The following is a 25664-nucleotide window of genomic DNA, read 5'->3' on the forward strand; positions in this document are numbered from 1 at the left end:
TCAGTTCCCCTTAGCTTTGTTAAAACTGCGGACATGAAAAATCTATCCATTTTAATTCCTGAAAATCATTCAAACCTGAGTAGTGTGATCCTCACGTTTGAGGTATTCACCAAAGCGAATGAATATTATGGGAAGAACGTTTTCAACATCCAGCTGGTGAGTAATTCCAGGAAAACCGTCCTGCACAAAGGTTTATTCACTATTCACCCGGATGTGCTTTTAAGTGATAGACCAAGAGCGCACCTGATCTTAATACCTGCCCTGGATGAACACATCAATAAAACATTAGGGCATAATAATGTGCTGATAGAATGGGTGACCGAACAGTACAAACTTGGTGCTGAAGTAGCCAGTCTTTGCACCGGCGCTTTCCTGCTCGCGGCTGCGGGCATCTTGAATGGTAAACAATGTTCCACCCACTGGCAGGCAGCAGATGTATTTAAACAAATGTTCCCTGATCTGGATCTGAAAACAGAAAAGATCATTACAGATGAACAGGGCGTTTACACAACAGGAGGCGCACTCTCTTCCCTCAACCTGCTCCTCCACTTAGTAGAGAAATATTACGACCGGCAAACGGCTATCTTTTGCGCGAAGTTCTTTGAGATAGACCTGGACAGGAACAGCCAGTCTCCCTTCTCTATTTTCACCGGGCAAAAGAACCATGAAGACGAAGCCATCAAAGCGGTGCAAACCTATATGGAAAATAACCTCAGCGAAAAGATCAACATGAAGGACCTGGCGGCCGAGTTCAGCATAGACAGGCGCAACTTCGACAGGCGGTTTAAAAAAGCAACGATGAACACGCCGGCAGAATATATGCAGCGTATTAAAATAGAAGCCGCCAAAAAGAGCTTCGAAACAACGCGAAAGAATGTGAACGAAGTGATGTATGAGATCGGTTATAATGATACGAAAGCTTTCAGGTTGCTGTTCAAAAAGATAACCGGCCTCTCTCCGCTTGATTACCGGAACAAGTATAACAAGGATGCGATAGTTTATTCAACCTGAGTTTCGATAGCAGTCGCCATTCTTATATTTGGCTTTTAGCCCAAAAGAATTGCTATGATAACCCGAAATACATCTGGAGAGGATTTCCTGACGTTGATCCCCAGCCTCCCCCGCCCTGAATACCCGTTCCCCGACCTGGCAAATCCGCTGATGGAACCTTTGAGAGAAGTGTATTATAATTGGATCGACACTGATTATACCTTCCATTCTGAAAAAGCGCGTGAAATGCATAAGCGGCATGTATTAAGTGATATACCTGCCCGTGCATTCCCTTATTTAAGATCAATCGATGAATTACTTCCAATAACAAGATATGCCTGCCATGGTGCTATGATGGATGATTATTTCGATCGTTGCACAGGTAATGAAATGCAGGCTATCAGGGAGCGGATCATGTCTTTGCTGCGTGGCGAAGATGAGCAGGAACCCAAAGACCTGGGGATATACCGCCAGTTCTATTTACTGAGGCAGGATGCTATCAGGTGTGAAATGCCCCAACGTTTATACGATAAATACATTGTAACTATAGATTCCGTGCTGGTAGGTTACCAGCAGGAAAAACATTTTAATGCCGCAGATATACCACCCCCGTTACCTATTTACACTATCATCCGGGAAGATACCAGCGGCGGATTACCTTTCTGCAGATATGTTTGCATGCAAAAAGATTTTCGTTTGCTGCCAGACACAGTACTTGATCATCCTGTTTTAGTGCGTATGTACGCACTGGTATCACGCATGATCGGTTGCCACAACGATTTCATCTCACTGCCCAAAGAAATAATGCGCCAGGGAGATGTGATCAACATTGTAAAAGTAATGCGCCATGAATACGATCTGTCCTGGGAGGATGCTTACAGGAAGGCACTGGATCTTCATGATGATTATAAAAAAGAATTCATCTTGTTATGTGAAAACCTGCCTGATTTTGGAAAGTGGCAGGAATTGGCAGCAGATTTTGTTTATACACTGGGAATTTCGTTACAGGGTGTTTATTCCTGGCATTTACACGATAAATTCCGTTATGCTCCCGGCGGTTATGTGGAAGGAGAATATAAAAGCCGGGAGTAGATTTTAAAAGGCTGCCACTTATGAGGCAGCCTTTTAAAATGTTAGAAAGCCCCCAACTCCGCCAGCACCGCATAATGCGAGCCGGAATAATTAGAAGCCGTTACTATTTTGATATACCGGCAATTCACCGGGGATGCAAATGTTTTATACTGTTTGGTATTTACATTCTGTAAAGTATGCGCCCCTTGTGAGGTGTACGTAATGTTATCAGCACTTGTGTGTATGGTGATATCCTTTAAAGATCCGTTCAGGTTTTCTCTTTGCAGGAATGCCAGGCCCGCCACACTTTTGGCGGATTGCATATCTACGATCACGGTATGCGGATGTGCAGGTTGTGTACTCTTCCATTGTGTATGCCATACGGTATAAGGATCATTGTCCAGCAGATTAGCAGCTGGCCCGTCATTTTCCTGGCTGTTCACATAGTTGATCGTCCAGCCTGTTTTGCTCAGTTCATCTTTCGTATCTATATCCAATACCGGTAATCCGCCGCTGTAGGAATAGGCGTAGGATTTCTCTGCGCTGGAGCCATTGGTGAAGAGGAAGCGGACCCTCAGTTTATAGTTGTTCGTTTTATTCTGCAGTTCACTGATGGGCATGCTGATCTGTATGCTATCTCCCGCCGGAACGGCCACCCAGGCTACTGCATCATAATCCGCACCGTCTTCCCGGTCGTGGTAGATGATGACGTTGTTCACCGTTTTGGTAGCAGAATACTGCACTTTCAGATGTATGTTGCCGCTGCTGTAATTGGCCTTGAGTGTATTAATGGTAGCGCTGCCGCCGCCATAGATATCTGTGGCGGTAGTTGCCCGGAATACCTGGCAGTTGTTGAGGATGGCGGCACTGGCTTTTGTGAGGAACGTAGCCGTTTTGCCATAGGTATAATTACCACTGCCCATCAACGCTGTGCCCATGGCAGGATCTGCGCCTTCAGATACCTTCTCCTTATTATGCGGCAGGTTAATACCGTGGCCCAGTTCATGCATCAACCCTCCTATCCATTTGGTGGCCCTGTTGCCTAAGGTATTGTTCTGCCCCAGGTAACTGGTATCCATTTCTGCATAGTCCAGTGCAAAACACCAGCGGCCGAGACCATAAAAAGGTACACCACCGGGATCGCCATCCGGTGCATAAGTACTGGCCGGCATGATCACCAGGGTGTGCTCACTGCTTTTCTCTGCAGGATGGGCAGCAAACCAGGTATTCATTTCCGTGATCACTTTATTACCACCGCCTTCGTAGGGGTATTGATCCTTTGTAAGGTTGCCCCTTACAACTATCACTTTTACACGGCCGGTACTATCGCTGGTAAGCCCAAAGGTGCGGTCACCAAAACCGTGGTAGCTCATCCATTTGTTATAGAAAGCCTGGCCGTGGCGTAAAATGCCATTTAACCTGGCCCGGTAATTCAGAATGGTATCCCCGTCTGAGGGAACGAAATAGATCACATTTACATTGTAGGCGTTACTGCTTGGTGCAGTCATTAACGTAGAAGGAGATAGTTTTTTCTCTGCAGGCGTGATCTCCCGCTTGCAGGCTCCCAGAATGCCGGATAGACATAACATTCCTGAGAGCATCAGATGCTGGTGTTGCTTTTTCATACTTGGGTTTTAAATGATGAATTGATTTGGGCTACATTATATCATACAAACTCGACTTAGGTTTTCTAATAACTAAATCAACACCTTTCTTTTCATGGTTCAAAATACCTCCTGTTCCTTTTGACCAGCACATGACATTGAACATATAAATCCGTAATTTCGCAGCCATCCTGTACTTTATGATAAGGTCCTTCAGCAGCATTCTCATCCTCCTACTCTGTACCGCTTTGATAACCAAAGCGGAAACATTCACCGTTACTTCTACGGGAGACAGTGGACCGGGTACTCTGCGTGAAGCCATCCTGAAATCCAATGCAAACGGCACCACGGAAAAAGACTATATCTACTTCAACCTCCCTCATACTACCTGGGCGGAACGCACCATTTCCGTGAACAGCCACCTTCCGGAGATCACCGGCGGCAACCTGGTCATAGACGGCTCCACCCAGTCGGGTACCAAACTGGGCCTGAGCGATGCCAGGGTGATCTTATTACGCAGTAATGTGGTAGATCCCAATGACAGCAGGTATTTCGCCCTCCGCCTGCGGGATGTAAATGATGTGGAGATCTATGGCATGGCGCTCACTTATAAGGATGATCTCAATAACAATAACGGGTATGGTATAACGATGGAGAATGCCCGCCACATCAGAATAGGCGCGCCGGGTAAAGGAAACATGGTACGCGGCTTTTTAAGAGGCATTTACAGGGAAAAAGGATCCCTGGAGGATGTTATCATACAGAGCAATATGGTAGGTGTAAAAGAAGACGGTATTACAGGCAATGCGGCCAGCATTGACCTGCAGAATATAAACGGGATCATACTGGGAGGAACCGGTGCCGGAGAAGGTAATCACCTGGGCGCCGGAGGTGTTATGTTTATTACTACAGGGGGTAAAATGATCATTACGGGTAATAAAATGGGCATCAACTATACCGGAGACCGCGCCATCAATGGCTGTCACCTTTGGCTGGCCGGCCCTGCCACGGAAATAACTTTTACAGATAATCATCTCGGCAACGGTACCGTATACCTGAATACCCTCAAATATCCCTATACTGTTAAGCGCAACAAAATGGGAACAGATGCCACCGGTACAATAAGATTGCAAACAGATCCAAAAGAAGTAGGCATACAGTCATACAACTGCCCGGGAGGCATTATTTCTGAAAATATCATCGCCGGATACTCCTTTGCAGGCGTCAGTGTAAACGAATGTTATGCCGCCACCATCAGCAATAACGAAATGTTCTGCAACGGCAGGGGCATCAACCTGAATTGGTACGAAGGCCCGGCAGGCAGGCCAAAACCTTTCGTAGATGTGAACGGCTGCGAAGCCGGTGGCACCCGGGGCATTGCTACCCCTAACAGTAAGATAGAGATCTTTGAGCCGGATTACTGTGGCCACATTGATGGCGGTGCCAGCTGCCAGGGCAGAAAATATATTGGCACTGTTACTGCAGATGCCAATGGGAAATGGTTCTACCCTTTCACACCAGCTAAAGGTATCCTGGTAACCGCTACGGACGCCGGCGGGGCCACTTCTCAATATTCCATTGCTGAACTTGACTACGATGAAGGCTATAAAGTAACACAGCCCACCTGTGGAAAATCCAACGGGGCCATCAAAATGAAAGTGAAGCGTGGTGTTATTATCGGCTGGAAAGATAAAGACGGCAACCTGATCAGCAGAGACACCAGCCTTAAGAACCTGCCTCCCGGAGATTATACTTTTTATATTTCCAGCAGCGGATGTGATAATGAAACCTGCCTGAATGGTTATTGGTTCAGGCTGGAGGATCATACCCCTTCCATAGATGCCCGGTATGTGCAGATCTCCAACACCAGCTGTAACCAGAGCAATGGATATATTTACAACCTGTATCTGAATGGCACTGGCACTAACGCCAGTCCTGTCTATACCTGGCGCAATGAATTAGGAGAAATAGTGGGCAATGGTGCAGAATTAAGGTCTGCACGACCCGGTAAATACACCTTTACCCTCGGTATAAAGGAAGATGATTGTATAGCCACAGCCGGGCCATTTGAAATAAAGAACACCTCCGGCCCCGTTATAGATATCAGCCGGGCAATTATTACCACGGCCACCTGTGGAAAGCCCAATGGCAGTATTACCGGCGTAACCATCAGCGGCACCGGTATTATCAACTACAAGTGGGTGAACGCAGCCAACACAGTAGTGGGCACTTCATCTAACCTGCTACAAGTTACTCCCGGAAAATATGTATTGAAGTATAGCGATGCCAGCGGCTGTGCGGAAGCAGAAACGGACACTTTCACCGTAGCCGATAAAGGGAGTATCACCCTTTCCACCGCTAATATGATCGTAACACCGGCAGGCTGCGTGACAGAAAACGGTTCCATCACAGGTATTGAAATTACTGGTGCCACTTCTTTCCAATGGTTGAATGAAAGCGGCCAGCTCATCAGCGCCACACGCGATCTGCAAAACGTATCGCCTGGCAAATACCGCCTGCTGCTGGAGAATGCTGATGGCTGCAATGCCACCACTCCCCTCATTGAAATAACACGCATGCAGGCAACTGGTATGCGTAACATGGTTATGGTCACCAGCCCTGCCAATTGCAATGAAAACAATGGCGCCATTGCCGAACTGGTGATCACCGGAGGTACACCTGTTACTTATCGTTGGATGAATGAAAACGACCAGCTGGTTAGTACTGCTGAAAAGCCAACAGGATTAGCGCCCGGAAATTACAAACTGTATGCAACAGATGCCGGCGGATGCGAACAGTTTATTGTATCGGCAGGCATTGCCAAAAAAGATCCGCCTGTTATTGACAGCCGCAGTATAAAAATAACACCGGATGAATGCAGCCGCTCTACCGGCGCCATTACCGGCATTTCCGTTACAGGTGAATTGCCACTCAGTTATGCATGGTATACAGGCAATACCACGAAAGGCCAAAACCCTTCACTTACGGGCATTCCCTCTGGTGAATATTATTTGGCCGCTACTGATAAATATGGCTGCAAAGTGCAAACGCTTCCTTATTTCGTAGCTAACACGGAAACAACGCTACCAACACCATCCGCACAAAGCCCTGCTATCATAAAAGGCATGCCGGCTACGATCACAGTGGCTGTACCACAACAAGGCACCTATTATCTCCATGCCCAACCAGGTATGCAACCCCTGTTCAGCAACAACACCGGCAGCTTCAGGCTGGAAGGCATTGTACAGAACACGCCCTTTTACATTCGTTTACAATCCGGCAGCTGCCTGAGCCCCTTTGCCGAAGTGATGGTGAAAGTGGTGGATGAAGTGAAAGTAGTGGCGCCCAATGCTTTCAGCCCTAATAACGACGGTGTGAATGATCGATTCCGGATACGCGCATATGGCCTTTCAAAACTGGATTACTTTACAGTGTTTAACCGTTGGGGAACACCGGTATTCAACACCACCAACCCCGAAGTATGGTGGGATGGACAATTGAATAATGCACTGCAACCCGCCGGTACTTATATGTGGATCGTTAAAGGAAAGGATATACTGGGAAGAGATGTTCAGTATTCCGGGCACGTATTGCTCATCAGGTAAACCCCTGTAATGACTAACTCAGGTTCTACTTTGTCCACTTAGCCCGATAGTGGTTGGAACCCGCTGCATACTGGTGATACTTTTGGGAAAGAATAACAACAAATCCTAAAAGTTACAACAATGCAAACGAAAACAAGCATACTCCTTACCGGATTGATCATGGCTACATCCGCTTTCAGCGCAATTGCCCAATCCGCTGAAACGATCCGCCCCTTCCATGTAAACGTTCCTGAAGCTACACTCGCAGAACTGCGTCAGCGCGTAACAGCCACCCGCTGGCCGGACAAAGAAACTGTAACAGATCAGTCACAGGGTGTACAATTGGACAAGATCAAAAAGCTGGTACAATACTGGGGAACAGATTACGACTGGCGCAAAGCAGAAGCAAAATTAAATGCGCTGCCACAGTTCATCACTACCATAGACGGCCTGGACATCCAGTTTGTACATATCCGCTCCAAACATCCGAATGCCTTACCCCTGATCATTACCCATGGCTGGCCCGGTTCTATTTTTGAACTGCTGAAGATCGTTGGTCCGCTGACAGACCCTACTGCTTATGGCGGAAAAGCGGAAGATGCTTTTGACCTTGTACTGCCTTCCATGCCTGGTTATGGCTTCTCCGGCAAACCAACCGGTACCGGCTGGGATGCAGATCACATTGCGCGTGCCTGGGATGTGCTGATGAAAAGACTGGGATATAAAAACTATGTGTCCCAGGGTGGCGATTGGGGTTCTGTAGTAGCAGATAAGATGGCTGCACAAAAACCTGCAGGATTGTTAGGCATCCATATTAATATGCCCGCTACGGTACCCGCAGACATAGCTAATGCGCTGAAGAACGGCGATCCTGTGCCTGCCGGCCTGTCTGCCAAAGAAAAAGAGGCCTACAAAGCACTTAATCATTTATATACAAAAGGTGGCGGTTATGCCGGTATGATGGTGACCCGCCCGCAAACGCTGGGTTACTCCTTAACAGATTCTCCTGTTGGACTGGCTTCTTTCTTTTATGACAAAATGAACGAATGGACGTACAGCGGCGGCGATGCAGAAAAGTCCCTCACCAAAGATGAGATACTGGATGATATAACACTCTACTGGGTAACGAATACCGCTGTTTCTTCCGCACAGTTATATTGGGAGAACAACGCCAACAACTTCAACGCAGTGAACATCACCATTCCTGCTGCCGTAACCGTTTTCCCCGGTGAGATCTACCGTGCACCCAAAAGCTGGACGGAACGTGCTTACCACAAACTCATCTACTTCAATGAAGTGAAAAAAGGCGGTCACTTTGCCGCATGGGAAGAACCACAACTTTTTGCAGAAGAGATCCGTGCAGCGTTCAAATCATTACGTTAAACATTACCCCTAACAATCCAAAATGTCAACATATAACCGTCTCCGTTTCCTTCGTTCAATAGCCATGGCAGGCACAGCACTCCTGCTATTGGGCCATGCAAATGCACAAACAACATCCTTTGGCTCCATCAAACAGATCAACGCAGGTGTTTTGAATGTAGGGTATGCAGAAGCAGGCCCTGCAAACGGCACACCCGTTATCCTGCTGCATGGCTGGCCTTACGATATCCATAGTTTCGTTGATGTGGCTCCTCTCCTGGCAAAGGCGGGCTATCGGGTCATCGTACCACATTTGCGCGGGCATGGCACCACACGTTTCCTTTCAGCTGCTACCATGCGGAATGGACAACAGGCAGCCGTAGCATTAGATATCATCGCATTGATGGATGCACTGAAGATCGAAAAAGCCATCATCGGTGGTTACGACTGGGGTGCACGCACGGCGGACATCATTGCGGCACTTTGGCCGGAACGCTGTAAAGCACTCGTTTCTGTAAATGGCTACCTGATCAATAACCTGGAAAGAAATAAGAAACCTTTACCTCCTAAGGCAGAATGGGGCTGGTGGTACCAGTATTATTTCGCGACGGAACGTGGATTGGCGGGATATGAAGCCAACCGGAACGATTTCAACAAGCTGATCTGGAAGAACGTTTCTCCAAAATGGAATTTTGACGATGCCACTTTCAACCGCAGTGCCCCTTCCTTTGACAATCCGGATTATGTAGCCATTGTGATCCATAACTACCGCTGGCGCTTAAGCCTGGCCCCGGGAGAGCCGCAATATGATCAGATCGAAAAGCAACTGGCAGCAGGCCCGGTGATCACCGTACCCACTATTACATTGGATGGCGATGCAGATGGTGTGGCCCCTGCCACAGATGGCACGGCTTATGCAAACAAGTTTTCCGGCAAACGTAAACATCTTATCATAAAAGGTGCAGGCCACAATTTACCACAGGAAGCACCGGCAGCTTTTGCCGATGCCATTATTGAAGTGGATAACATGTCAAAATAATTATTCTATGTTACGTATCATCAAATATTTATTCCTCTTAGCCAGTCCTTTAGCAGGCATGGCACAATCAGCAACCCGCCCTGCAGCACCTGTTGTAGCATTAGCGGCAGAGCCGGCCCCTAAACTGGTAGTGGACCCTCCATTGCCGGAGTCATTAACAGCAGGCCGTGTAGTGATCCAATATTATGCAGAGAACATGCGCATCGTACCGGTATATGGTGCCGGCGCGCTGGATGTTTCTCCGCGGTTAGGTCATATTCATGTAACGGTGGATGATCTGCCCTGGCATTGGGCGGATGGCAGCAATGAGCCCCTTATCGTTAACGGGTTAACACCCGGGCCGCACAACATCCTCATAGAACTGGCAGATCCAACACACAAGGTGGTTGATCGTAAAACTGTGTCTTTTGTTATACCTGCCACTACAGGAGGGCATATGCATGATCATGGATCAGCAACACCCGTAAATACCGAACACACAACCGGCAAAACAGCACGCGCCGTACGTGGCCCCGCACCTGTAGTACCGCTGTCATCAGAGCCTCCTGCCACCTTAACGGTGTATCAGCCACTGGCTGATCAGCTGGCACTTGGCAGGGTGATCGTGCAATACAAGGCAGAGAACCTCCGCATCCTGCCAGCGTTTGGGCCGGCAGCACTGGATGTTTCACCCCGTATCGGCCACATTCATGTAACAGTGGATGGCGGGCCATGGCGCTGGGCGGACGCCAGCAATGAACCTGTTATCATTGTGGGTATGAAGGCCGGCCCTCACACCATCCTCGTTGAACTGGTAGATCCAACACATAAAACGATCACGCAGCAAAGCATCTCTTTTATTGTTCCGGCGGTAAATACATCTCATCACTAATTTTAGTATTTTTAGGCTAAACAGATCATTGTAACTCCAATTATAATGAGAAAACAAGTGCTGCTTCTCTCTTTGTTGTGCTCTTTTTTTTCAACAGGCTATAGCCAATACATTCCGGGAGAAAAGTTTGTGAATGAAAACGAGATCCCGGGCCTGCGAGCACAATTAAAAACCAATATGCCTGCTCAAAAGAAAACTGAGCTGCTGCTAAACATTAGCCTGGGTTACCTGTATAAGACATTTAACCTGAAAATAGAGCTGGACAGTGCTATGCTTTATGCGCAGGAGGCCAATATTTTAAGCACACAAATAAATAATGCCGCGCTTATCAACGAATCGCTATTGGTAAAATCCATGATATGGATGGAGGGAAATGCCATGGATTCTGCCAAATGGATGTTGCCTGTGTTGAATGATAGCAATCGTCTTAAAATGAACCTCTGCCTGAGCAAGTTTTATTACGAGATGCAGGCCCCCTTAGCTTATGAACATCAGCATCTTGATTCAGCAGCCCATTTTGCCCAGGCTGCCGTAAAACTGGCAGCAAAAACTAAGGTACTGCAAAGTACAGCACTGCTATGGCTGCACGACATTGCAAAAACATATCATGCACACCAGTTGCTCTCCTATGCTGAAAAGCAATATCTGTTGATGCTGGAATACAGCGATGGAGTCAGCTATCCCTCAAAAGTGCATATTTTCAGCTGGTTATGCAGCATTTTCACGCATGAAGCTGATCTGTACAAGGCAATGGGTTACGGTATTGCCGCAGAAAAAGCATTAAACAGGAACAGCACGGACCATGAACTTTCCCTCGTTAACATCAAACTTGGCAGCATGTATACCATGCAGGGGAAATATGATAAAGCGCTGCTCTATTTTGGAAATATCCTGGCACAACCGGAAAGGTATAGCGCTACCATAAATATTTATGCCGTAGCGAATAGTTACTGTAATGCTTTAAGAAAAGAAAAACGTAATGATGAGGTGCTCCCCTGGTTACAAAAATTCCATCAACGATATCCGGCCAGGATCAATAGTGATAAATGCTATTATCATTTGATCCTGGCGCATACCTACAATGAGATGAATGCGTTTGAACCGGCCGAAAAAAACTTCCTGGAAGCAATAAGATACAGCGAATTAGATAAAAGCCAACCTGCCTTCATCTACTCCTACCTGGGTGCATTATATCATAAGTTCAATCATCATGAGAAAGCATTAAACGCGCTTAAAATAGCAGAGAAAGGGATCTTAGGTGAAGATGAACTGGCAGTAGCCAATAACTTCACCTATATGTCCCAATCTGAAGCTGCACTGGGCAATTATGAAAACGCTTACTTCTATATCCTTAAAAGCAAAGGTATATTAGACTCCGTTTATGTGGTAAGCAAAGAAAAACATACGCAGGAACTGGAGGTACAATACCAGACACAGAAAAAAGAAGCAGACCTGAGATTGAAGGAAGAAAATATCCGGTTCCTCAACCAGCATGCCCAGCTACTGGAACAGGACGCCAAAATACAACAGACCAAACTGGAAGCGGCCTCCCTGCTCAGCGAGAATAACGAGATAGAACTTAAACTGCAAAAAAAAGACATAGAAATATTAACCAAGAGTTCCATCCTGCAACTCGCGGAAATTGAACGGGCTAATGCTAAACGGAGGGTCACCGTACTTATTATTATATTACTCGCCGTGATCATTGCGCTCCTCGTGTGGTTATTCTGGACAAAGCTCAGATCCAACAAGGTGATCACGAATAAAAATGGATTGCTGCAGCAATTACTGAAGGATAAAAGCTGGCTGTTAAAAGAAATGCACCACCGCATCAAGAACAACCTGCATATTATCATGAACCTGCTGGAATTTCAATCTTCCCATTTACATGATGATGCACTGGAAGCCATCAAGAACTCCCAGTCCCGCATCTTCTCCATGTCCCTCATACATCAGAAGCTCTATCAAACGGATGATGCCAAAACCATAGACATGGTATATTACATCCCTGAACTGGTCTCTTATCTGAAGGATTCTTTCAACCTGCAGCATAACTCCCGCATCAATATGGATATTGACCATACGGCCTTTCATGTTACAGAAGCAGTTCCCTTAGGCCTCATTATCAATGAAGCCGTTACCAATTCCATGAAACATGCCTTTAAAAACAACCGGTACGGAGAGATCAGTATCAGCCTGAAAGCTACCGGGAAAGATCAGTATGAACTGATCATGGCGGACAATGGTACTGGCTTAAGTGAGGATTTTGATATAGAGAATGTTACCTCATTAGGTTTCCAGCTCATTAAAGGCCTCAGTGATCAGTTGGAGGCGCAACTACGCATTGTGAATGAAAATGGCTTAAAGATCACCTTGTCTGCCATTTCTGTATACAAGGCCATTAAGTTCAAAACGATGGAGAATGAATTGAAAGAACAATTGGCAATATAATCCTACTTAATCCAGCCAAAATAAATGGATACCGGCATCATAGCCAGTATAAATGGCACTATTACAGCAAAAGCATTTCCCGAAAAAACAATGAGGCCATTGTACCTTTTATGATTCAATCCCAGCGACTGAAAAGCACTTTTAAAACCATGCAGCAGGTGCCAGAAAAGTGCAAAACAACCCAATATATAAATGATCACTTCTATGGGATTCTGAAATTTCTCCAGCATCATTTCATACAGCGGTAATTCTTCTCCATGTAAGAACTGGTTGGTACGATTAGGTATCCAGAAATTGGAAGTATGTATCACCAGGAATAACAGGATCAGTGTACCGAACAGGGTCATGCTCCTGCTGTACCATGTACTGTTTGCAGACCCTTTCGTCACCTTATACTTCACAGGCCGGGCATCCCGGTTTTTCTTCCACAGCCATAAACCCTGGAAGATATGCACCAGGAACCCCACTACCAGCACGATTTCGATGGTCCGGATAATGGGATTCGTTCCCATAAAATGAGCCCCGATATTAAAGGTCTTACCCCCATCGTTATAAAAGATCAGGGCATTAATGGCGCAATGCACCACCAGGAAACTGATCAGGAACAGCCCCGTTAAGGCCATGGTCACTTTCTTACCAATAGAACTTGAAAAGAATTGAATAAACCAGTTCATCGTATTAAATTGAATTAAGTTTTTTTCCATCTTCATCGTGGTGTAACTGACCGGTATTACGTAGGAACACTACGCCGGCGTGGGCTTTTAAGTGCACGAACGGGTGGAAAGTGCACGTCCCTTACAGCCTCCTCCACGAGCTGACACCCGTCATCTTCGTTACGATGGCAAAGATAAAGAGATTAAAATTAAACTGGTTTATGCTGGCTGGCCATCCAGGCATCAAAGTTAGTAGTGCCCAGGTAGGCGCTTTCGCCCGGAACAAGCATTTTATCCGTGAGTAATGCGCCGAAGTAACGCGCCTGCGGGTCTGCTACCACCGTGCGGGGATCATTCGTTTTAGTAAGGTATTGCTGAACGATATCAGAGAGTTTGAAACGCTCCGGGCCGGCAATTTCCACCACGTCGTTATGCGGCACCTCCATGGTTACATCCGTTAACGCTGCAGCTACATCATCTGAAGTAATGGGTTGGATAAAGGCGGGAGAAACATGAACGGTTTGCCCCTGCGTTCCGGAATTGGCTATGCCACCCAGGAACTCGAAGAACTGCGTGGAGTGAACAATGGTGTAAGGCACCCCGGATTCCCGGATCAGCTTTTCCTGGGCTTGTTTACCCCTGAAATAACCACTTTCTGAAAGCAGGTCCGTACCTACTACAGACAGTGCGATGTGGTGTTTAATATCCGCTGCTTTTTCAGCAGCCAGCAGGTTGCGCCCGGAAGTTTCAAAAAATTCCAGTACGGCCTTATCTTCAAAAGACGGGGAATTGGCTACATCCACTACAATATCTGCCCCTTCCAGCGCCTCGGTTAAACCCTCGCCTGTAATGGTGTTAACGCCTGATGCCGGTGACGCTGCCAGCACCTGGTGATCCAGTTGCATCAGATTGTAAACGAGCTTGGATCCTATGAGCCCGCTGCCGCCGATTACTACAATTTTCATAGTGTTTAATTTTTATGACAGCATTGCAATCAACGGGCCATAGAACCAACACATTCATTTATAGCGTCTTAGCTTTTATTTAGCGAAAAGGATCCAACGATATTTCGTTAATTAACTAAATAAGATAAAGAAGGATGCCCTTGCGGGCACCCTTTATTTAAGCAGTAAGGTATCACTATATGTTACCCTGAAAGTATCCACCGCGTTGCGCACCGGCACATAATAAGAACGTATGGCCACTTTGGTACCCGCTTTGGCCAGGTCCAGTACCGTCGAGTCTGTTTTTGCTCTTAACTGGATGCTTACAGGATTCTGCAAACTGTCCAGGTAGGATATGGTCGTACCTGTATTTAACACTGTATCCGCAGGGGAAAAGTATATTTTGTAAGTATAACCGTTCAAGGCCACAGGCGGCCTGCCGGCATCCAACTGCCGGTTGACGAGGGAAGAAACATATAACGGCCCATAGATCCTTACGCCGGAAAGGGATTGCCCGATAGACCTGTTCCCTGCATTATCGTACGTGTATAACACAAAGTTCTGTACATACTCGCTGATACCCGTTATCATTGTACTGATCGTATCCTGCGGTTTACTGCTGGAGGCTGGTAGCGAGAGGGAGTCCTCATTATTATTCCAGTAGATCATATACTTTGTAATACTTGGGTCCGGACTGGGATTCCATTGTAATTTTACGCGGAGGTTTCCCTGATATACTTTAAAATTGCTGGTGAGGCCCGGGTAAATTATTTCTTCGCCGCCTAAGAGGTCCCTGTATTCCACTTCGCCTTTATTGCAACCGAAATATATACAGGAGATAAAAAGCAGCAGTTTGATACTTCTTTTCATAAACGTTCAGTTTTAATTAGTATTTCCAAACAGGGTTATTTCCATCGCGTGCGCAAAGGTGGCGCCGGACCATGATTCACTAACAGCCAATCTTAAGAACCTTGCCTTGGGCGCTGTAAAAGGAACGTTCAATTCCAGGCCGCGGTTATAGAAAGCTCTGTCCGTTGCTGTTGGTGCAGTGGGAGGCGCTCCTGAAGGCGGGCCGGGCCATACATAATTACCCATGTTCACCCAATCCCCCAGTACGGTGCCTTCTTCTGCGAATATAGGAAGCACCTGGTCCGCCGGAGCAGGTTTATCAGAGCCCCATAGCGAAAATACCTTGGGGTTTCCGTGCCCATATTCATAACCGGACCGGCCGTATAAGGTAAACCGGCTTATCTTGGCAGATACCCCCAAACCAAACGTACATACAATGGGTAAAGGAGCATTCTCCTGCACCGTGTGCCAGCCATTTCCGCCGGTGCTCTTATTCCATAAATTAGTCAACACCCATCCAAAACCGATCTTGCCATCACTGGGTAAAGCGTTAGCAAAGAACTTGCTTTTATCCAGTTCCATTTCAAACAAGGGGTTGATCGTCTGAAAAACAGTATCCGAATTATTCCCCCACTGGTCTGTAATGTATACGGCAAATTGTTTTGGTAAAGTATCAAAGCCCCTGGAAGAAAAACCAACTTCTTCAAAATCACTGAACTTTTGTTCGTAGATCGCATACTTGTCTGAGCTGGCAGGTTTATATAATACGATCACGCCTGTTGGTTTTTTATTGGGATTGCTGGTTTGCACATTCAGGCCTCCAAAATCCGCCTGCATCCGGATGGTCCTGGCTACCAGGCGGTAAACAGGCGTATCCGGGAAAACCTTTACCGTTACAGGATCAGACTCCACATTGGAACGGGTCACCGTAGTAAGTGTTACCGTGTACTCTTTCTTCTCCGCAAAGCCCTCCACCGTTATACTATCACTATAGTAACTGGATTTAGTCTGCCGTTTCTTTCCTGTTTTTTCATTGATCACGTAATCTGCTTTCACGTACAGGACGTTGCCTCCGTTCGGCAAACTGTAGGTGATATAAGAGCCCCCGTTAAAATTGGCCACTTTGATATTGGAGATAACCCCTGGTTTTATTTTATCGCCTGAAATGGGTTCGTTGTAATCCTTTACTTTAGTACAGGCAACTACCGTCATCAGCAGCAAGGCGAATTTCCAAATGATATATTTATTATGCATAACTTCTTTTTGATACGATGAAATGATTACCAATACAGTGTTTGAACAAGATTGGGATTATTGGACAATGCGGCGTCTGACAATGGCCAGAAATAATCTCTTACCGTCATTGCCGGTATGAATAAAGTTTGCAGCGTATAAAAATTGCTATTCGTCTTTTGGAAAATACTCCAGCCCTGTATTGGCGGCGCCAGTACGGTCAGCATTTCCTTCCATCTCCTCAGGTCCCATCCTGCTTTTGCTTCAAAGCATAATTCTACGCGGCGTTCCCGGTGAATGATCTCCCGCAGGCCGTCTTTGGTAGTAGGTTTTGCAGGTGATGTACTGTATTGCGCCCAGGAGTCCAGCACACCTTTAAGCCCTGCGCGCTGACGCACAAGGTCCATATAGTTATACACTTCCGCGCTGGGGCCACTGGCTTCATTCAGGCATTCCGCATACAACAGGTAAAGATCAGCCAGGCGTATACGTGGTAAACGGAAAGAGGTCTGTTGTACTCCTTCATTGAAAACGGTGAGATAGTTCACCAGCTTCTTAGGCCAGATGGCCAGTACATTGATCCTAACACGGTCCTTAGGACCTGCTTTAGAGTCAGGGCCTTTTGCTTCAATATAGAGCGGGTTGTTCTGATCTGTTATACCATTACCAAACCAAATACCACCGTCAAAACCAATGTTGGCATAATAGCGCACTTCCCGTTTGAAATTATTTTTGATGGTGGTATAACCACTCTTTATAAAGTACTTATTTGCATTGTCTCCTGCCTGCAATTCAAAACGGCGGGCATAGTCCCATGTTTTATCTTCATTGATGGGCACCCCGTTATCTGTATAGAAAAGATCTGTTGTAGCCAATGGAACCGTAAAGCTGCCGGCCGCCGCAGTTGAATTTTGCACGGCTGCAGTGGTAAGGCGGGGAATACAGAAATTCTGATAACCAAAAGAACCATTGAGCGCCCAGATCACTTCTGCATTGAAATCCCATCTCTCTGTCACTGCATTTTGAATAGTGAGCACTTTGCGGAGTGAATCCGTGAGTACCGGAAGGTTAGCAGGTTGAATGAAGGTGTATAACTTCATATTCAGGCTGGCCGCTTCATCAATAGCTGCTTTGCAGGCTGCAGCAGCTCGTTGCCATTTTGCAGGGTCTGCAGTAGTGGAGAACAGCACTTCCCCGTCTTTATTCTTAAATTTTGAAAAATCCGGATTGCCATTGTATAAAGGGCTTGCCTGTGTAGCTAATATCTCCGCTTTTACAGATAGTGCGATCACTTTGGTGATCCTGCCAAGTTCCTGCTGTATGTTCCCTATCTGCACCGGCAGATCAGGAATAGCTTCATCCATCAGCTGCACCGCATAATTAAACACAGAATCCACAGGTTGCCGTTTCACCCTGATCTCTTCTATGGGCGCTGTAATGTCCTGGTTCACCTTATAGATAGGAATAGGACCGTATAATCTTGCCAGGGAAAAGTGATAATATGCTTTTAGGAATTTTGTTTCTGCTATCCATCTTGCTTTTTCTTCTACACTAAGATCAATAGGTTTATCTATGTTCTCCAGCATGATATTACAGCGGCGGATGGCCTGGAAAATATTCTGACCATTACCACCTCCGTCCCAGTAATTGAGTACCGGATTGGAAATATTCTGTACCGTTCCGCGGATCAGCTGGAAACCTTCGTCTGCAATAGGCTTTTCGGACAAGTCGTTGGGATAAACGATCTCCGCAGATGTGGTGAAACCAGGATCGGTTAGTACATTGCTCATATTCTGCAATGTATTGTAACAGGTGAACAGGTAATTTTCTGCTTCGTTCCTGTTCCGGAAAGCATAGTCTATGGTACCCACATTTTCCGGAGTAACGTTCAGGTATTCTTTGCAGCCTTCATTTGTGATCCCCAGCAAACACAGTATAAACATGCACCACACACGGGCCGTTGTATTTATTTTATAACGCTTCATATGCTTTGTTTATAAGTTGACGTTAATACCTAAATTATATGCCTTCTGAATGGGATAATTGAACCCATTGCCACCCAGTTCAGGGTCCCACAGGTCAAATTTGGTAATGTTGAAAAGGTTAAGACCGTTCACATACACACGGCAATATTTCAGCCCCAGCCTTTTTAAAAACTTGTCAGGTAATGCATATCCTATCTCAGCAGTTTTCAATCTTAAGAAACTGCCATCACGCATCCACCAGGTACTTCTCTGGAGATTATTCTCAATAGACTGCGAGCTAACACCCATCCGGGGGTAAAGTGCATAGAGGTTTTGGTTCTCTTCAGACCAGTGGTCGTCTGCAAAAGCCTGCAATACCTGGCTCTGACTTTGTATCTGGGGGTTAGGTGGTATAACAAAAGGGCTTACAGAGCGTGGGTCTATGAAAAAGGAAACCCTGGACTGGCCCTGGAAACGCGCATTTAATTCAAGGCCTTTATAATTCACAGAAAATCCAAAACCATACATGATCTGCGGTGTAGTAGGTAATCCTATGGGTGCCTGGTCTGCCACTGTGATGCGGCCATCTCCGTTCAGATCACGGTATTTAATATCACCACCCCTCACCGGATTCCCGGAGCCGCCAAACTGCTGCGTGGGAGAAGCAGATGCCTCCTTATCGTCCACAAAAAGCCGTTCTGCTATATAGCCAAACTCCTGCTTCAGCATCGTACCGGAAACATACCGCCAGGGGTCATCATATTTTGGTTCTTCATATACACCATAATTCCCTTTTGAGAAAGTAAAGTTGGACATGAACTGCACCCTGAGGCTCCTGGAAAAATCCTTATTATAGTTAGCCGTAAGGTCCACACCCTGCACCTTTACGGTGCCCACATTGGTGAGGATATTTGCTTCCAGGCCCATGCTGGACGGGATATTTCTGCCCATCAGGATATTGCTGCGGTCCTGCTTCCAGTATTCCGCAATGAAATCAAAATTCTTCAGCAACGTTAGCTCAATACCCGTGTTCAGGATCTTAGCTGTTTCCCAGGTTACATTCCTGTTCTCATAGTTGTTGATCCTTACACCAGGCCGGCTGTAGGCATCATTCAAACCAAAAATGCTGCCATTTCCTGCGGTGAGATTTACATTCGACAGATAAAAGAACCGCTGGCTGCCAATATCATCATTACCACTCAAACCATAACTGGCCCTCAATTTAAGAGAGCTCACAATATCCGTCAGGCCCTCTCCCCAGAACTTCTCCCGGGATACCATCCAGGAAGCACCGATAGTGGGGAAGAAACCATAACGGTGATTTTCAGAGAAACGTTCAGATCCATTATATCCAAAGTTGAACTCCACGAAATAACGGGAGAGGTAATTGTAGCTTACCCTTCCTGCAAGGTTCAGGTTCCTGTAAGGCAATGAATACTGCAGATCCGGTTCCTGCGTATTAGGATTTGTTCCATTGGCCACCAGCCTTTGCTGCCTTACGCCGATAAGGGAACTGGAAATATTATGATCCCCCAGTTGTTTGGAATACTCCAGTTGTGCCTGAAATTGCAGGAAAGTATTGGCATCTTTTCTGCCGGGGCTATAAACGAGGTATTCTGTTGGGGGAGCGTTACTACCTGAACCAGGGCTTCCCTGGAATATTCCGCCGGGCAATGAATTCAACCAGGTGAGTGTATAAATGTTCTTTGCCCTGTTATAATCCTGTGGCTGGATCGTATAGTAGAAAGGGTTATAGGCCATGGTATTATCAAAGTAGGCATACCGGTTGGTATTAAAGAAACCATGCGCCTTTAATCCGGGAACGATAAAATCGAGGTCCTGGTGTAACTCCAGTGTAGCGGACATCCGGGATTCCGAGAATCTTTTATATCCTCTCAGCATTTGCGCATAGGGATTGGAATATCCTACACCATTTGTTTGCGCCGTATTGCTTCCAGCCAGGCTGGAATTACCGAATAGCACATGTTGTACCAGGCGGTTGGCAGAATCAGGCGCATAATAAGCAGGAAAGAGTACCGGGCTGGTATGTACTGCTGCACTGTACAGATCAGAAGAAAAAGAAGCATCGTTTGTCATGGGGCCGCTGTAGTCATTGAAATTGCCCCATAACCTTAATACCAGTTCTGTTGTTTTGGTGAGTTTTACATTCACGTTGGAACGTAACTGGTAGTTCTTATAGTTCACGTTATTATTAAAGTTATTCGACGCATCTCTCTTAAGCATACCATTATCATTGTTGAGAGAAGCAGATACCAGGAAACGCGCAATGTCTCCGCCACCACTGATATTTACATTGGCCCGCTGGGTGGTAGTGGTCTTCTTGAACAGCATATCCAACCAGTCCACCGCCGGATATACGTAACCGTTACTGCCCGGCGCTTTTTTCATCGTTAATTCCGTATTGTATATTTTATCCGCGTCAAAAACGATAGGGCTTAGCGGATCTCGTGTAGTGCTGGCTTCATTGTACAACTTCATGTACGTAATGGGGTTCGCCAGTTTGATAGTTTTGGTAGGTTGAGAGATCGCATTTTCCAGCGTTATATTTAGTGCTGTTTTCCCTGCTTTACCTTCTTTGGTGGTAACGAGGATCACACCGTTGGCACCTCTTGCACCATACAACGCAGTGGCGCTTGCATCCTTTAAGATAGAGAAGCTGGCGATATCATTTACCTGCAGGCGGGCAAGGTCATTGGCGGTAAGCTCTACGTTGTCTATCAGGATCAGTGGATTCTGCCGGTAACCAAATGAAGTAACACCCCTGATAAAGAAGTTGGAATTATCCAGACCCGGCTGGCCGCTCGACTGAAAGCCGATAACGCCTGCCACCTGCCCTGCCAGCGCATTCGTAAGATTGCTGGCAGCCGTTCGGAGATTGCCGGGTGTAATGGTAGATACAGAACCTACTACTGATTCTTTGAGCTGTTTCTTACCAAAGGCTGTTATCACAACGTCTGTAAGAACAGTTTCCAATGATCTCAGCATAACATTGAGCTCTTTCTTTGGGTCCGTTACGGCTATTGTATCCCCTCTGTAGCCAATGAACTTAAAGATCAATATCGCACCGGGATTTACCTCCAGTACAAATTTACCATTCACGTCAGTAGCTGTTCCCTGGGACTTAGTGCCGGATACCATCACAGTTACACCGGGAAGTGGCGTACCCACGGAATCCTTTACCGTTCCGATAACGGAAGACTTGTTTTGAGCATAAACATCTGAAGAAAGCAAACAGTAAGAAAAGAGCATACAAAGGCATGCCAGGCTGTAGCGTAGCTTTTTACTCATACGGCAACATGTTAGGAATGAAGAAATGGTTTGATCAATTAAAGGGCCGATAACGTGGAATGGGCAATAGCATATCGATCCGGGCATACTTTTCCCGCTCAGTTTCGTGCCGCAGTTTGAGAAACAGATTATTGGTTAATAATGGTTAAAACTGAAAATACCAGTTTAATTTCGATAGTGGATTGCCTGTTGTACAGTGCCTTCGGCATGCATCGATTGCATGTTTGCTGTATGTGGAATTTTAACAACTGTTACAATCAGGGCTTAATAAATAGTTTGGTTGAAAGGTTAATGAATGTTAGGTCTGTTTTAACTTTTAGCTCTGCTGTAGGACTTTGGAATTTACGAGTAATGTTGTAGCTGAAAACTAATCTAATTCAATTATCAAAAAGAAAAAAGAAACCTTTTCAATTAGATAAAAAAACACCAGCAATAGCTACTATTCTATAAAGGTAATGGGGTTACAGATCTATAAGAGTACGTAAGACACCTTGCTAAAGGCCGTTCATACGCACTTCTGCGCCGGCATCCAACAGGATCAGGCCCATGCAAAATGATTTCAATTCCTCTTCCGGTGATGGTTCAATATGCACATGCCAGCCACTCATCTCACCAAAGAACTCTTTATACAGCGTATTCATGCGGGCCTGGTTTCCTTTAGCAACCTGTGCCAGGAATGCCTGCTCACTTTTAAAATACCGCATGGCACGCTCACATAAAAAATCCCCTACCGCCTGGGTAGCTTTATCTGCGCCACGGTAAAACGATGCATAATTAGGCCAGATATAATTTAAGCTGTGGTGTAAAAGCGCCTGCTTTAGCTCATTGGGCCTGAACGTTCTGTTTTGCCGGAAATAACTGATCTGGATCTCCTTCTTTACGCTGGTATAATGTTTTTTGTATTCTTCTTTAAGGTAAGTAAGCTTGTTCCCTTCCATACGCATATATGAAATAGCCATTCTCACCTGTTCCTGCTTCAGCAGGCCGGGAACAAATTCATTCTGATGAAGATCAATGATCCTGTTCACATACTGCAACTGTTTTAATTGCCGTTCACTATTATCCTCGTTAATAAGATATTGTTCATATGCCTTTATTTCCGCCTCATGATCACTTAAGTAAAGCGCCAGTTGTTCACCCTGCAGTACCTCTCTGAAGGTGACCAGTTCAAAATCCCATTGTTCCCATTGAGAGAAGAAGTGTTTGTCCGAAGGAGCATCCCTCTCCTGTTCAAACCGGCAGATCTTCTCTGCCTGCTCAAAAGAAAGGTTGTATTGCTGGTATCTTCCCTGTACCAGGCCTATCATCCATTTAAGTTCTTCAGATATTGCCATATGGCATTAAAAATACACAAATAACAAAAATTTGCTTCCTATTAATTTTTCCACTTACTTTTCAATTCAAAGTACTTTCCAAACGAGTAAAACAATCTATTCAAACATGGAACCTATACAACAATCGGACAACATACCCAGTCTTAAGATCTCCGTCAGCAGTGCCAACAAGAAGCTGATCAAGGGAGTCATTACCGGAGCGCTGATCCTGTTCATGCTCATCCCTACCGTGTTCATATCCAACCTGGTGCATGAAAGAGAAGCACGACAGCAGCAAGTGGCGAAGGAAGTAAGCAGCAAATGGGCTACTGCACAAACACTGGCGGGACCTTATATCTATGTTCCTTATAAAAAGTATGTAGAAGACGCAAAAGGTTACATGCAGGAAAGCAATGAATATTTCTGGATACTGCCGGATAACCTGCAGGTAGACGGGAAGATCAACCACGAGATCCGCAAGCGCTCCATTTACAATGTACTGTTATACAGGGCCAGTCTGCAGGACAAAGGTAACTTCATCATACAGGCGCCCAAAGGTATTGACATGAATGCGATACAGTGGAGTGAAGCAAAGGTCTGTTATGGCATCTCTGATTTTAAAGGCATAGAAGAAAGACCTGTGATCCGGCTGAATGGTGTTGAACATGAGTTATCACCCGGTTTGCCCAACCAGGACATCAGCCAAACCGGCCTCTTTGCTCCAATACCATTACAGGCAGAAGACCTGTCTAAAAGTCTCACCTTCAGCATGGACCTTAAAATAAAAGGAAGTGAACAATTGCATTTTGTACCCCTGAGCGGCAACAGCAACTTCTCTCTGCAATCCGGCTGGGGCAGTCCTTCTTTTGATGGTAATAACCTGCCTACAGAAAGATCAGTATCGCCGGGCGGTTTTACGGCCAAATGGGTCTTTAATAAAGTGAACCTTCCATTCAATACCTTATTAACTGATTTTAAATTTGACCTGAATAGTGTAGCCTTTGGTGTAAGCATGCTGGAACCTGCTGATCATTATGCCAAAACAGAACGCAGTGTTAAATATGCCATCTTATTTATCGGATTAACATTCGCACTGTTCTTTATTGTGGAGCTTACGCAGCGCAAACCCATGCACCCGGTGCAATATGTACTGATAGGCCTGGCACTGGTGATATTCTATACGCTCCTGTTATCCTTCAGTGAATTTGTACTGTTCAATGTTGCTTACCTGATAGCAGCACTGGCTACTATTACGCTGATCACTTTATATGCCTGGGGACATTTCAAAAGCTGGAAGTCTGCCGGGATCTTCTGTGGCATATTGATCGGTCTGTATGGTTTCATCTTTGTGCTGATACAACTGGAAGATACGGCCTTACTGGTAGGTAGTATCGGTTTGTTCATTGTGCTGGCATTGGTGATGTATGCGAGCAGGAAGATCAACTGGTATGGAACAACAGAGCCTGCCTGATAAAATTAAGATCAGGGTATCTTTTTTCAAGGTACCCTGATCCTGCATATTTTGACAGTAGCATCTAACAATATCATGCCCCAGGAAGAATCAAGCGGCTTTTAGATTGGATAAACAATTCTCTCTTTTTAGATGAAGTCTCTATATTTATTAATACCCCTCCCCCCAGGAATGGAGGGAGGCCTTTAAAAACCATGTATTGTGATTATTATAGCTGAATTGACCCAATAAATAAAATAAATTCGTTTATTGGGGATTACCCTAGTGTTAACTTTTCTTTTTAAAAAATAGAATCCCAGCTACCAGGAATGGTAATGGCCTGTTACTTATCGATTCCCTATCCAATTATTGCGCATATGAATTCTCTGCCTATTCAAGCTGCATATTAATATACCACGCTCTCACGACATGAGAGGCTATCAGGAAGGCACAAACTTTACTAAAAAAGATCCCTCTTCATTGTAATAGTAGGTTTGCCGTTCCTTGCTATACCGGATAGGTGCACCGGCATCTTTCATGAAAGCCAGTATGCGGTACAGTGAGGCGCCTGAAATATTTAATCTCCGGGCTAACTGCTGTGGGGGCCCTGTTCCCCTGATGCGAATTAAGTGATCAATGCTCTTGATCCGTTCAAAGTGCTGCAAAGACATACGTTAGGTAGACTGTTAGATTCCTTATCATACATAGGTTAACCGCCGGTTCAATAGTTAATAAGTGGAGCCTGCTTATCACGTCTCATCGTTCCATCATTAATTTTGAAATTAAGTATTTCAAAAAACACGATCAAATCTAATGTTAGGAATACGAACAAATAGTTAGTGTATGACAAAATAATACTACTAAAGGGGCTGCGCTATCGATTGCATGTTAACCAATAGGCGCTTGACGTTAACATTGTGCATCAATTTCCATCCGCAGTTTACCTGAAGAAAATTTTCCTTACATTCGTCATATGA

Annotated in this window: 17 protein-coding genes; 8 read left to right on the plus strand and 9 right to left on the minus strand. The window is 45.6% G+C overall.

Annotated features, from left to right (window positions below):
* Positions 1 to 33 precede the first annotated feature (33 nt).
* A complete protein-coding gene (locus tag GFS24_RS08760) occupies positions 34 to 1011 on the plus strand; it encodes a GlxA family transcriptional regulator (protein WP_153659192.1) in 978 nt (325 codons plus the stop codon).
* A gap of 54 nt (positions 1012 to 1065) precedes the next feature.
* Positions 1066 to 2082, plus strand: a complete 1017-nt coding sequence (locus GFS24_RS08765; protein ID WP_153659193.1) for a terpene synthase — start codon at positions 1066 to 1068, stop codon at positions 2080 to 2082.
* A 41-nt stretch (positions 2083 to 2123) separates the two neighbouring features.
* On the opposite strand, the gene GFS24_RS08770 is transcribed toward GFS24_RS08765, so the two are convergent.
* The gene (locus GFS24_RS08770; RefSeq protein WP_153659194.1) at positions 2124 to 3686 is read right to left on the minus strand and encodes a discoidin domain-containing protein; all 1563 of its coding nucleotides are present in this window, start codon (positions 3684 to 3686) and stop codon (positions 2124 to 2126) included.
* Positions 3687 to 3865: 179 nt separating this feature from the next.
* On the opposite strand from GFS24_RS08770, the gene GFS24_RS08775 reads away from it, so the two are divergent.
* From GFS24_RS08775 to GFS24_RS08800, 5 genes are all read left to right on the plus strand, one after another.
* A complete protein-coding gene (locus tag GFS24_RS08775; RefSeq protein WP_153659195.1) occupies positions 3866 to 7270 on the plus strand; it encodes a gliding motility-associated C-terminal domain-containing protein in 3405 nt (1134 codons plus the stop codon).
* 120 nt (positions 7271 to 7390) lie between these two features.
* A complete protein-coding gene (locus GFS24_RS08780) occupies positions 7391 to 8632 on the plus strand; it encodes an epoxide hydrolase family protein (protein WP_153659196.1) in 1242 nt (413 codons plus the stop codon).
* A gap of 22 nt (positions 8633 to 8654) precedes the next feature.
* Positions 8655 to 9650, plus strand: a complete 996-nt coding sequence (locus tag GFS24_RS08785) for an alpha/beta fold hydrolase (protein ID WP_153659197.1) — start codon at positions 8655 to 8657, stop codon at positions 9648 to 9650.
* A 7-nt stretch (positions 9651 to 9657) separates the two neighbouring features.
* Positions 9658 to 10521: a DUF6130 family protein gene (locus GFS24_RS29085; protein ID WP_216647376.1), complete on the plus strand. Its 864-nt coding sequence runs from the start codon at positions 9658 to 9660 to the stop codon at positions 10519 to 10521.
* A gap of 45 nt (positions 10522 to 10566) precedes the next feature.
* A complete protein-coding gene (locus GFS24_RS08800; protein ID WP_153659198.1) occupies positions 10567 to 12972 on the plus strand; it encodes a sensor histidine kinase in 2406 nt (801 codons plus the stop codon).
* A 2-nt stretch (positions 12973 to 12974) separates the two neighbouring features.
* On the opposite strand, the gene GFS24_RS08805 is transcribed toward GFS24_RS08800, so the two are convergent.
* From GFS24_RS08805 to GFS24_RS08835, 7 genes are all read right to left on the minus strand, one after another.
* The gene (locus tag GFS24_RS08805; RefSeq protein WP_253906416.1) at positions 12975 to 13676 is read right to left on the minus strand and encodes a succinate dehydrogenase cytochrome b subunit; all 702 of its coding nucleotides are present in this window, start codon (positions 13674 to 13676) and stop codon (positions 12975 to 12977) included.
* A gap of 158 nt (positions 13677 to 13834) precedes the next feature.
* A complete protein-coding gene (locus GFS24_RS08810; protein WP_153659199.1) occupies positions 13835 to 14590 on the minus strand; it encodes an SDR family oxidoreductase in 756 nt (251 codons plus the stop codon).
* A gap of 153 nt (positions 14591 to 14743) precedes the next feature.
* Positions 14744 to 15439: a DUF4998 domain-containing protein gene (locus GFS24_RS08815; protein WP_153659200.1), complete on the minus strand. Its 696-nt coding sequence runs from the start codon at positions 15437 to 15439 to the stop codon at positions 14744 to 14746.
* A gap of 12 nt (positions 15440 to 15451) precedes the next feature.
* The gene (locus GFS24_RS08820) at positions 15452 to 16672 is read right to left on the minus strand and encodes a DUF5000 domain-containing lipoprotein (RefSeq protein WP_153659201.1); all 1221 of its coding nucleotides are present in this window, start codon (positions 16670 to 16672) and stop codon (positions 15452 to 15454) included.
* 26 nt (positions 16673 to 16698) lie between these two features.
* A complete protein-coding gene (locus tag GFS24_RS08825) occupies positions 16699 to 18636 on the minus strand; it encodes a RagB/SusD family nutrient uptake outer membrane protein (RefSeq protein WP_253906417.1) in 1938 nt (645 codons plus the stop codon).
* Positions 18637 to 18645: 9 nt separating this feature from the next.
* Positions 18646 to 21924 (minus strand): TonB-dependent receptor, encoded by a 3279-nt coding sequence (locus GFS24_RS08830; RefSeq protein WP_253906418.1) that lies wholly within the window; start codon positions 21922 to 21924, stop codon positions 18646 to 18648.
* Positions 21925 to 22418: 494 nt separating this feature from the next.
* Complete coding sequence (locus GFS24_RS08835; protein WP_153659202.1) at positions 22419 to 23258, minus strand: hypothetical protein; 840 nt, start codon at positions 23256 to 23258, stop codon at positions 22419 to 22421.
* 106 nt (positions 23259 to 23364) lie between these two features.
* Here GFS24_RS08835 and creD point away from each other — a divergent pair, with 106 nt between their 5' ends.
* A complete protein-coding gene (gene creD, locus GFS24_RS08840; RefSeq protein WP_153659203.1) occupies positions 23365 to 24708 on the plus strand; it encodes a cell envelope integrity protein CreD in 1344 nt (447 codons plus the stop codon).
* A gap of 419 nt (positions 24709 to 25127) precedes the next feature.
* Here the strand turns inward: creD and GFS24_RS08845 are convergent, their stop codons facing one another.
* Positions 25128 to 25358, minus strand: coding sequence for a hypothetical protein (locus GFS24_RS08845; RefSeq protein ID WP_153659204.1), 231 nt, complete (start codon positions 25356 to 25358; stop codon positions 25128 to 25130).
* Between the last annotated feature and the right edge of the window lie 306 nt (positions 25359 to 25664).

This window comes from Chitinophaga sp. SYP-B3965 (genome assembly GCF_009647655.1).
GTDB lineage: Bacteria > Bacteroidota > Bacteroidia > Chitinophagales > Chitinophagaceae > Chitinophaga.

Coding starts and splice junctions, on each gene's coding strand:
- GFS24_RS08760 (WP_153659192.1), top strand. CDS start 34: ATGAAAAATCTATCCATTTTAATTCCTGAAAATCATTCAAACCTGAGT.
- GFS24_RS08765 (WP_153659193.1), top strand. CDS start 1,066: ATGATAACCCGAAATACATCTGGAGAGGATTTCCTGACGTTGATCCCC.
- GFS24_RS08770 (WP_153659194.1), bottom strand. CDS start 3,686: ATGAAAAAGCAACACCAGCATCTGATGCTCTCAGGAATGTTATGTCTA.
- GFS24_RS08775 (WP_153659195.1), top strand. CDS start 3,866: ATGATAAGGTCCTTCAGCAGCATTCTCATCCTCCTACTCTGTACCGCT.
- GFS24_RS08780 (WP_153659196.1), top strand. CDS start 7,391: ATGCAAACGAAAACAAGCATACTCCTTACCGGATTGATCATGGCTACA.
- GFS24_RS08785 (WP_153659197.1), top strand. CDS start 8,655: ATGTCAACATATAACCGTCTCCGTTTCCTTCGTTCAATAGCCATGGCA.
- GFS24_RS29085 (WP_216647376.1), top strand. CDS start 9,658: ATGTTACGTATCATCAAATATTTATTCCTCTTAGCCAGTCCTTTAGCA.
- GFS24_RS08800 (WP_153659198.1), top strand. CDS start 10,567: ATGAGAAAACAAGTGCTGCTTCTCTCTTTGTTGTGCTCTTTTTTTTCA.
- GFS24_RS08805 (WP_253906416.1), bottom strand. CDS start 13,676: ATGGAAAAAAACTTAATTCAATTTAATACGATGAACTGGTTTATTCAA.
- GFS24_RS08810 (WP_153659199.1), bottom strand. CDS start 14,590: ATGAAAATTGTAGTAATCGGCGGCAGCGGGCTCATAGGATCCAAGCTC.
- GFS24_RS08815 (WP_153659200.1), bottom strand. CDS start 15,439: ATGAAAAGAAGTATCAAACTGCTGCTTTTTATCTCCTGTATATATTTC.
- GFS24_RS08820 (WP_153659201.1), bottom strand. CDS start 16,672: ATGCATAATAAATATATCATTTGGAAATTCGCCTTGCTGCTGATGACG.
- GFS24_RS08825 (WP_253906417.1), bottom strand. CDS start 18,636: ATGAAGCGTTATAAAATAAATACAACGGCCCGTGTGTGGTGCATGTTT.
- GFS24_RS08830 (WP_253906418.1), bottom strand. CDS start 21,924: ATGAGTAAAAAGCTACGCTACAGCCTGGCATGCCTTTGTATGCTCTTT.
- GFS24_RS08835 (WP_153659202.1), bottom strand. CDS start 23,258: ATGGCAATATCTGAAGAACTTAAATGGATGATAGGCCTGGTACAGGGA.
- creD (WP_153659203.1), top strand. CDS start 23,365: ATGGAACCTATACAACAATCGGACAACATACCCAGTCTTAAGATCTCC.
- GFS24_RS08845 (WP_153659204.1), bottom strand. CDS start 25,358: ATGTCTTTGCAGCACTTTGAACGGATCAAGAGCATTGATCACTTAATT.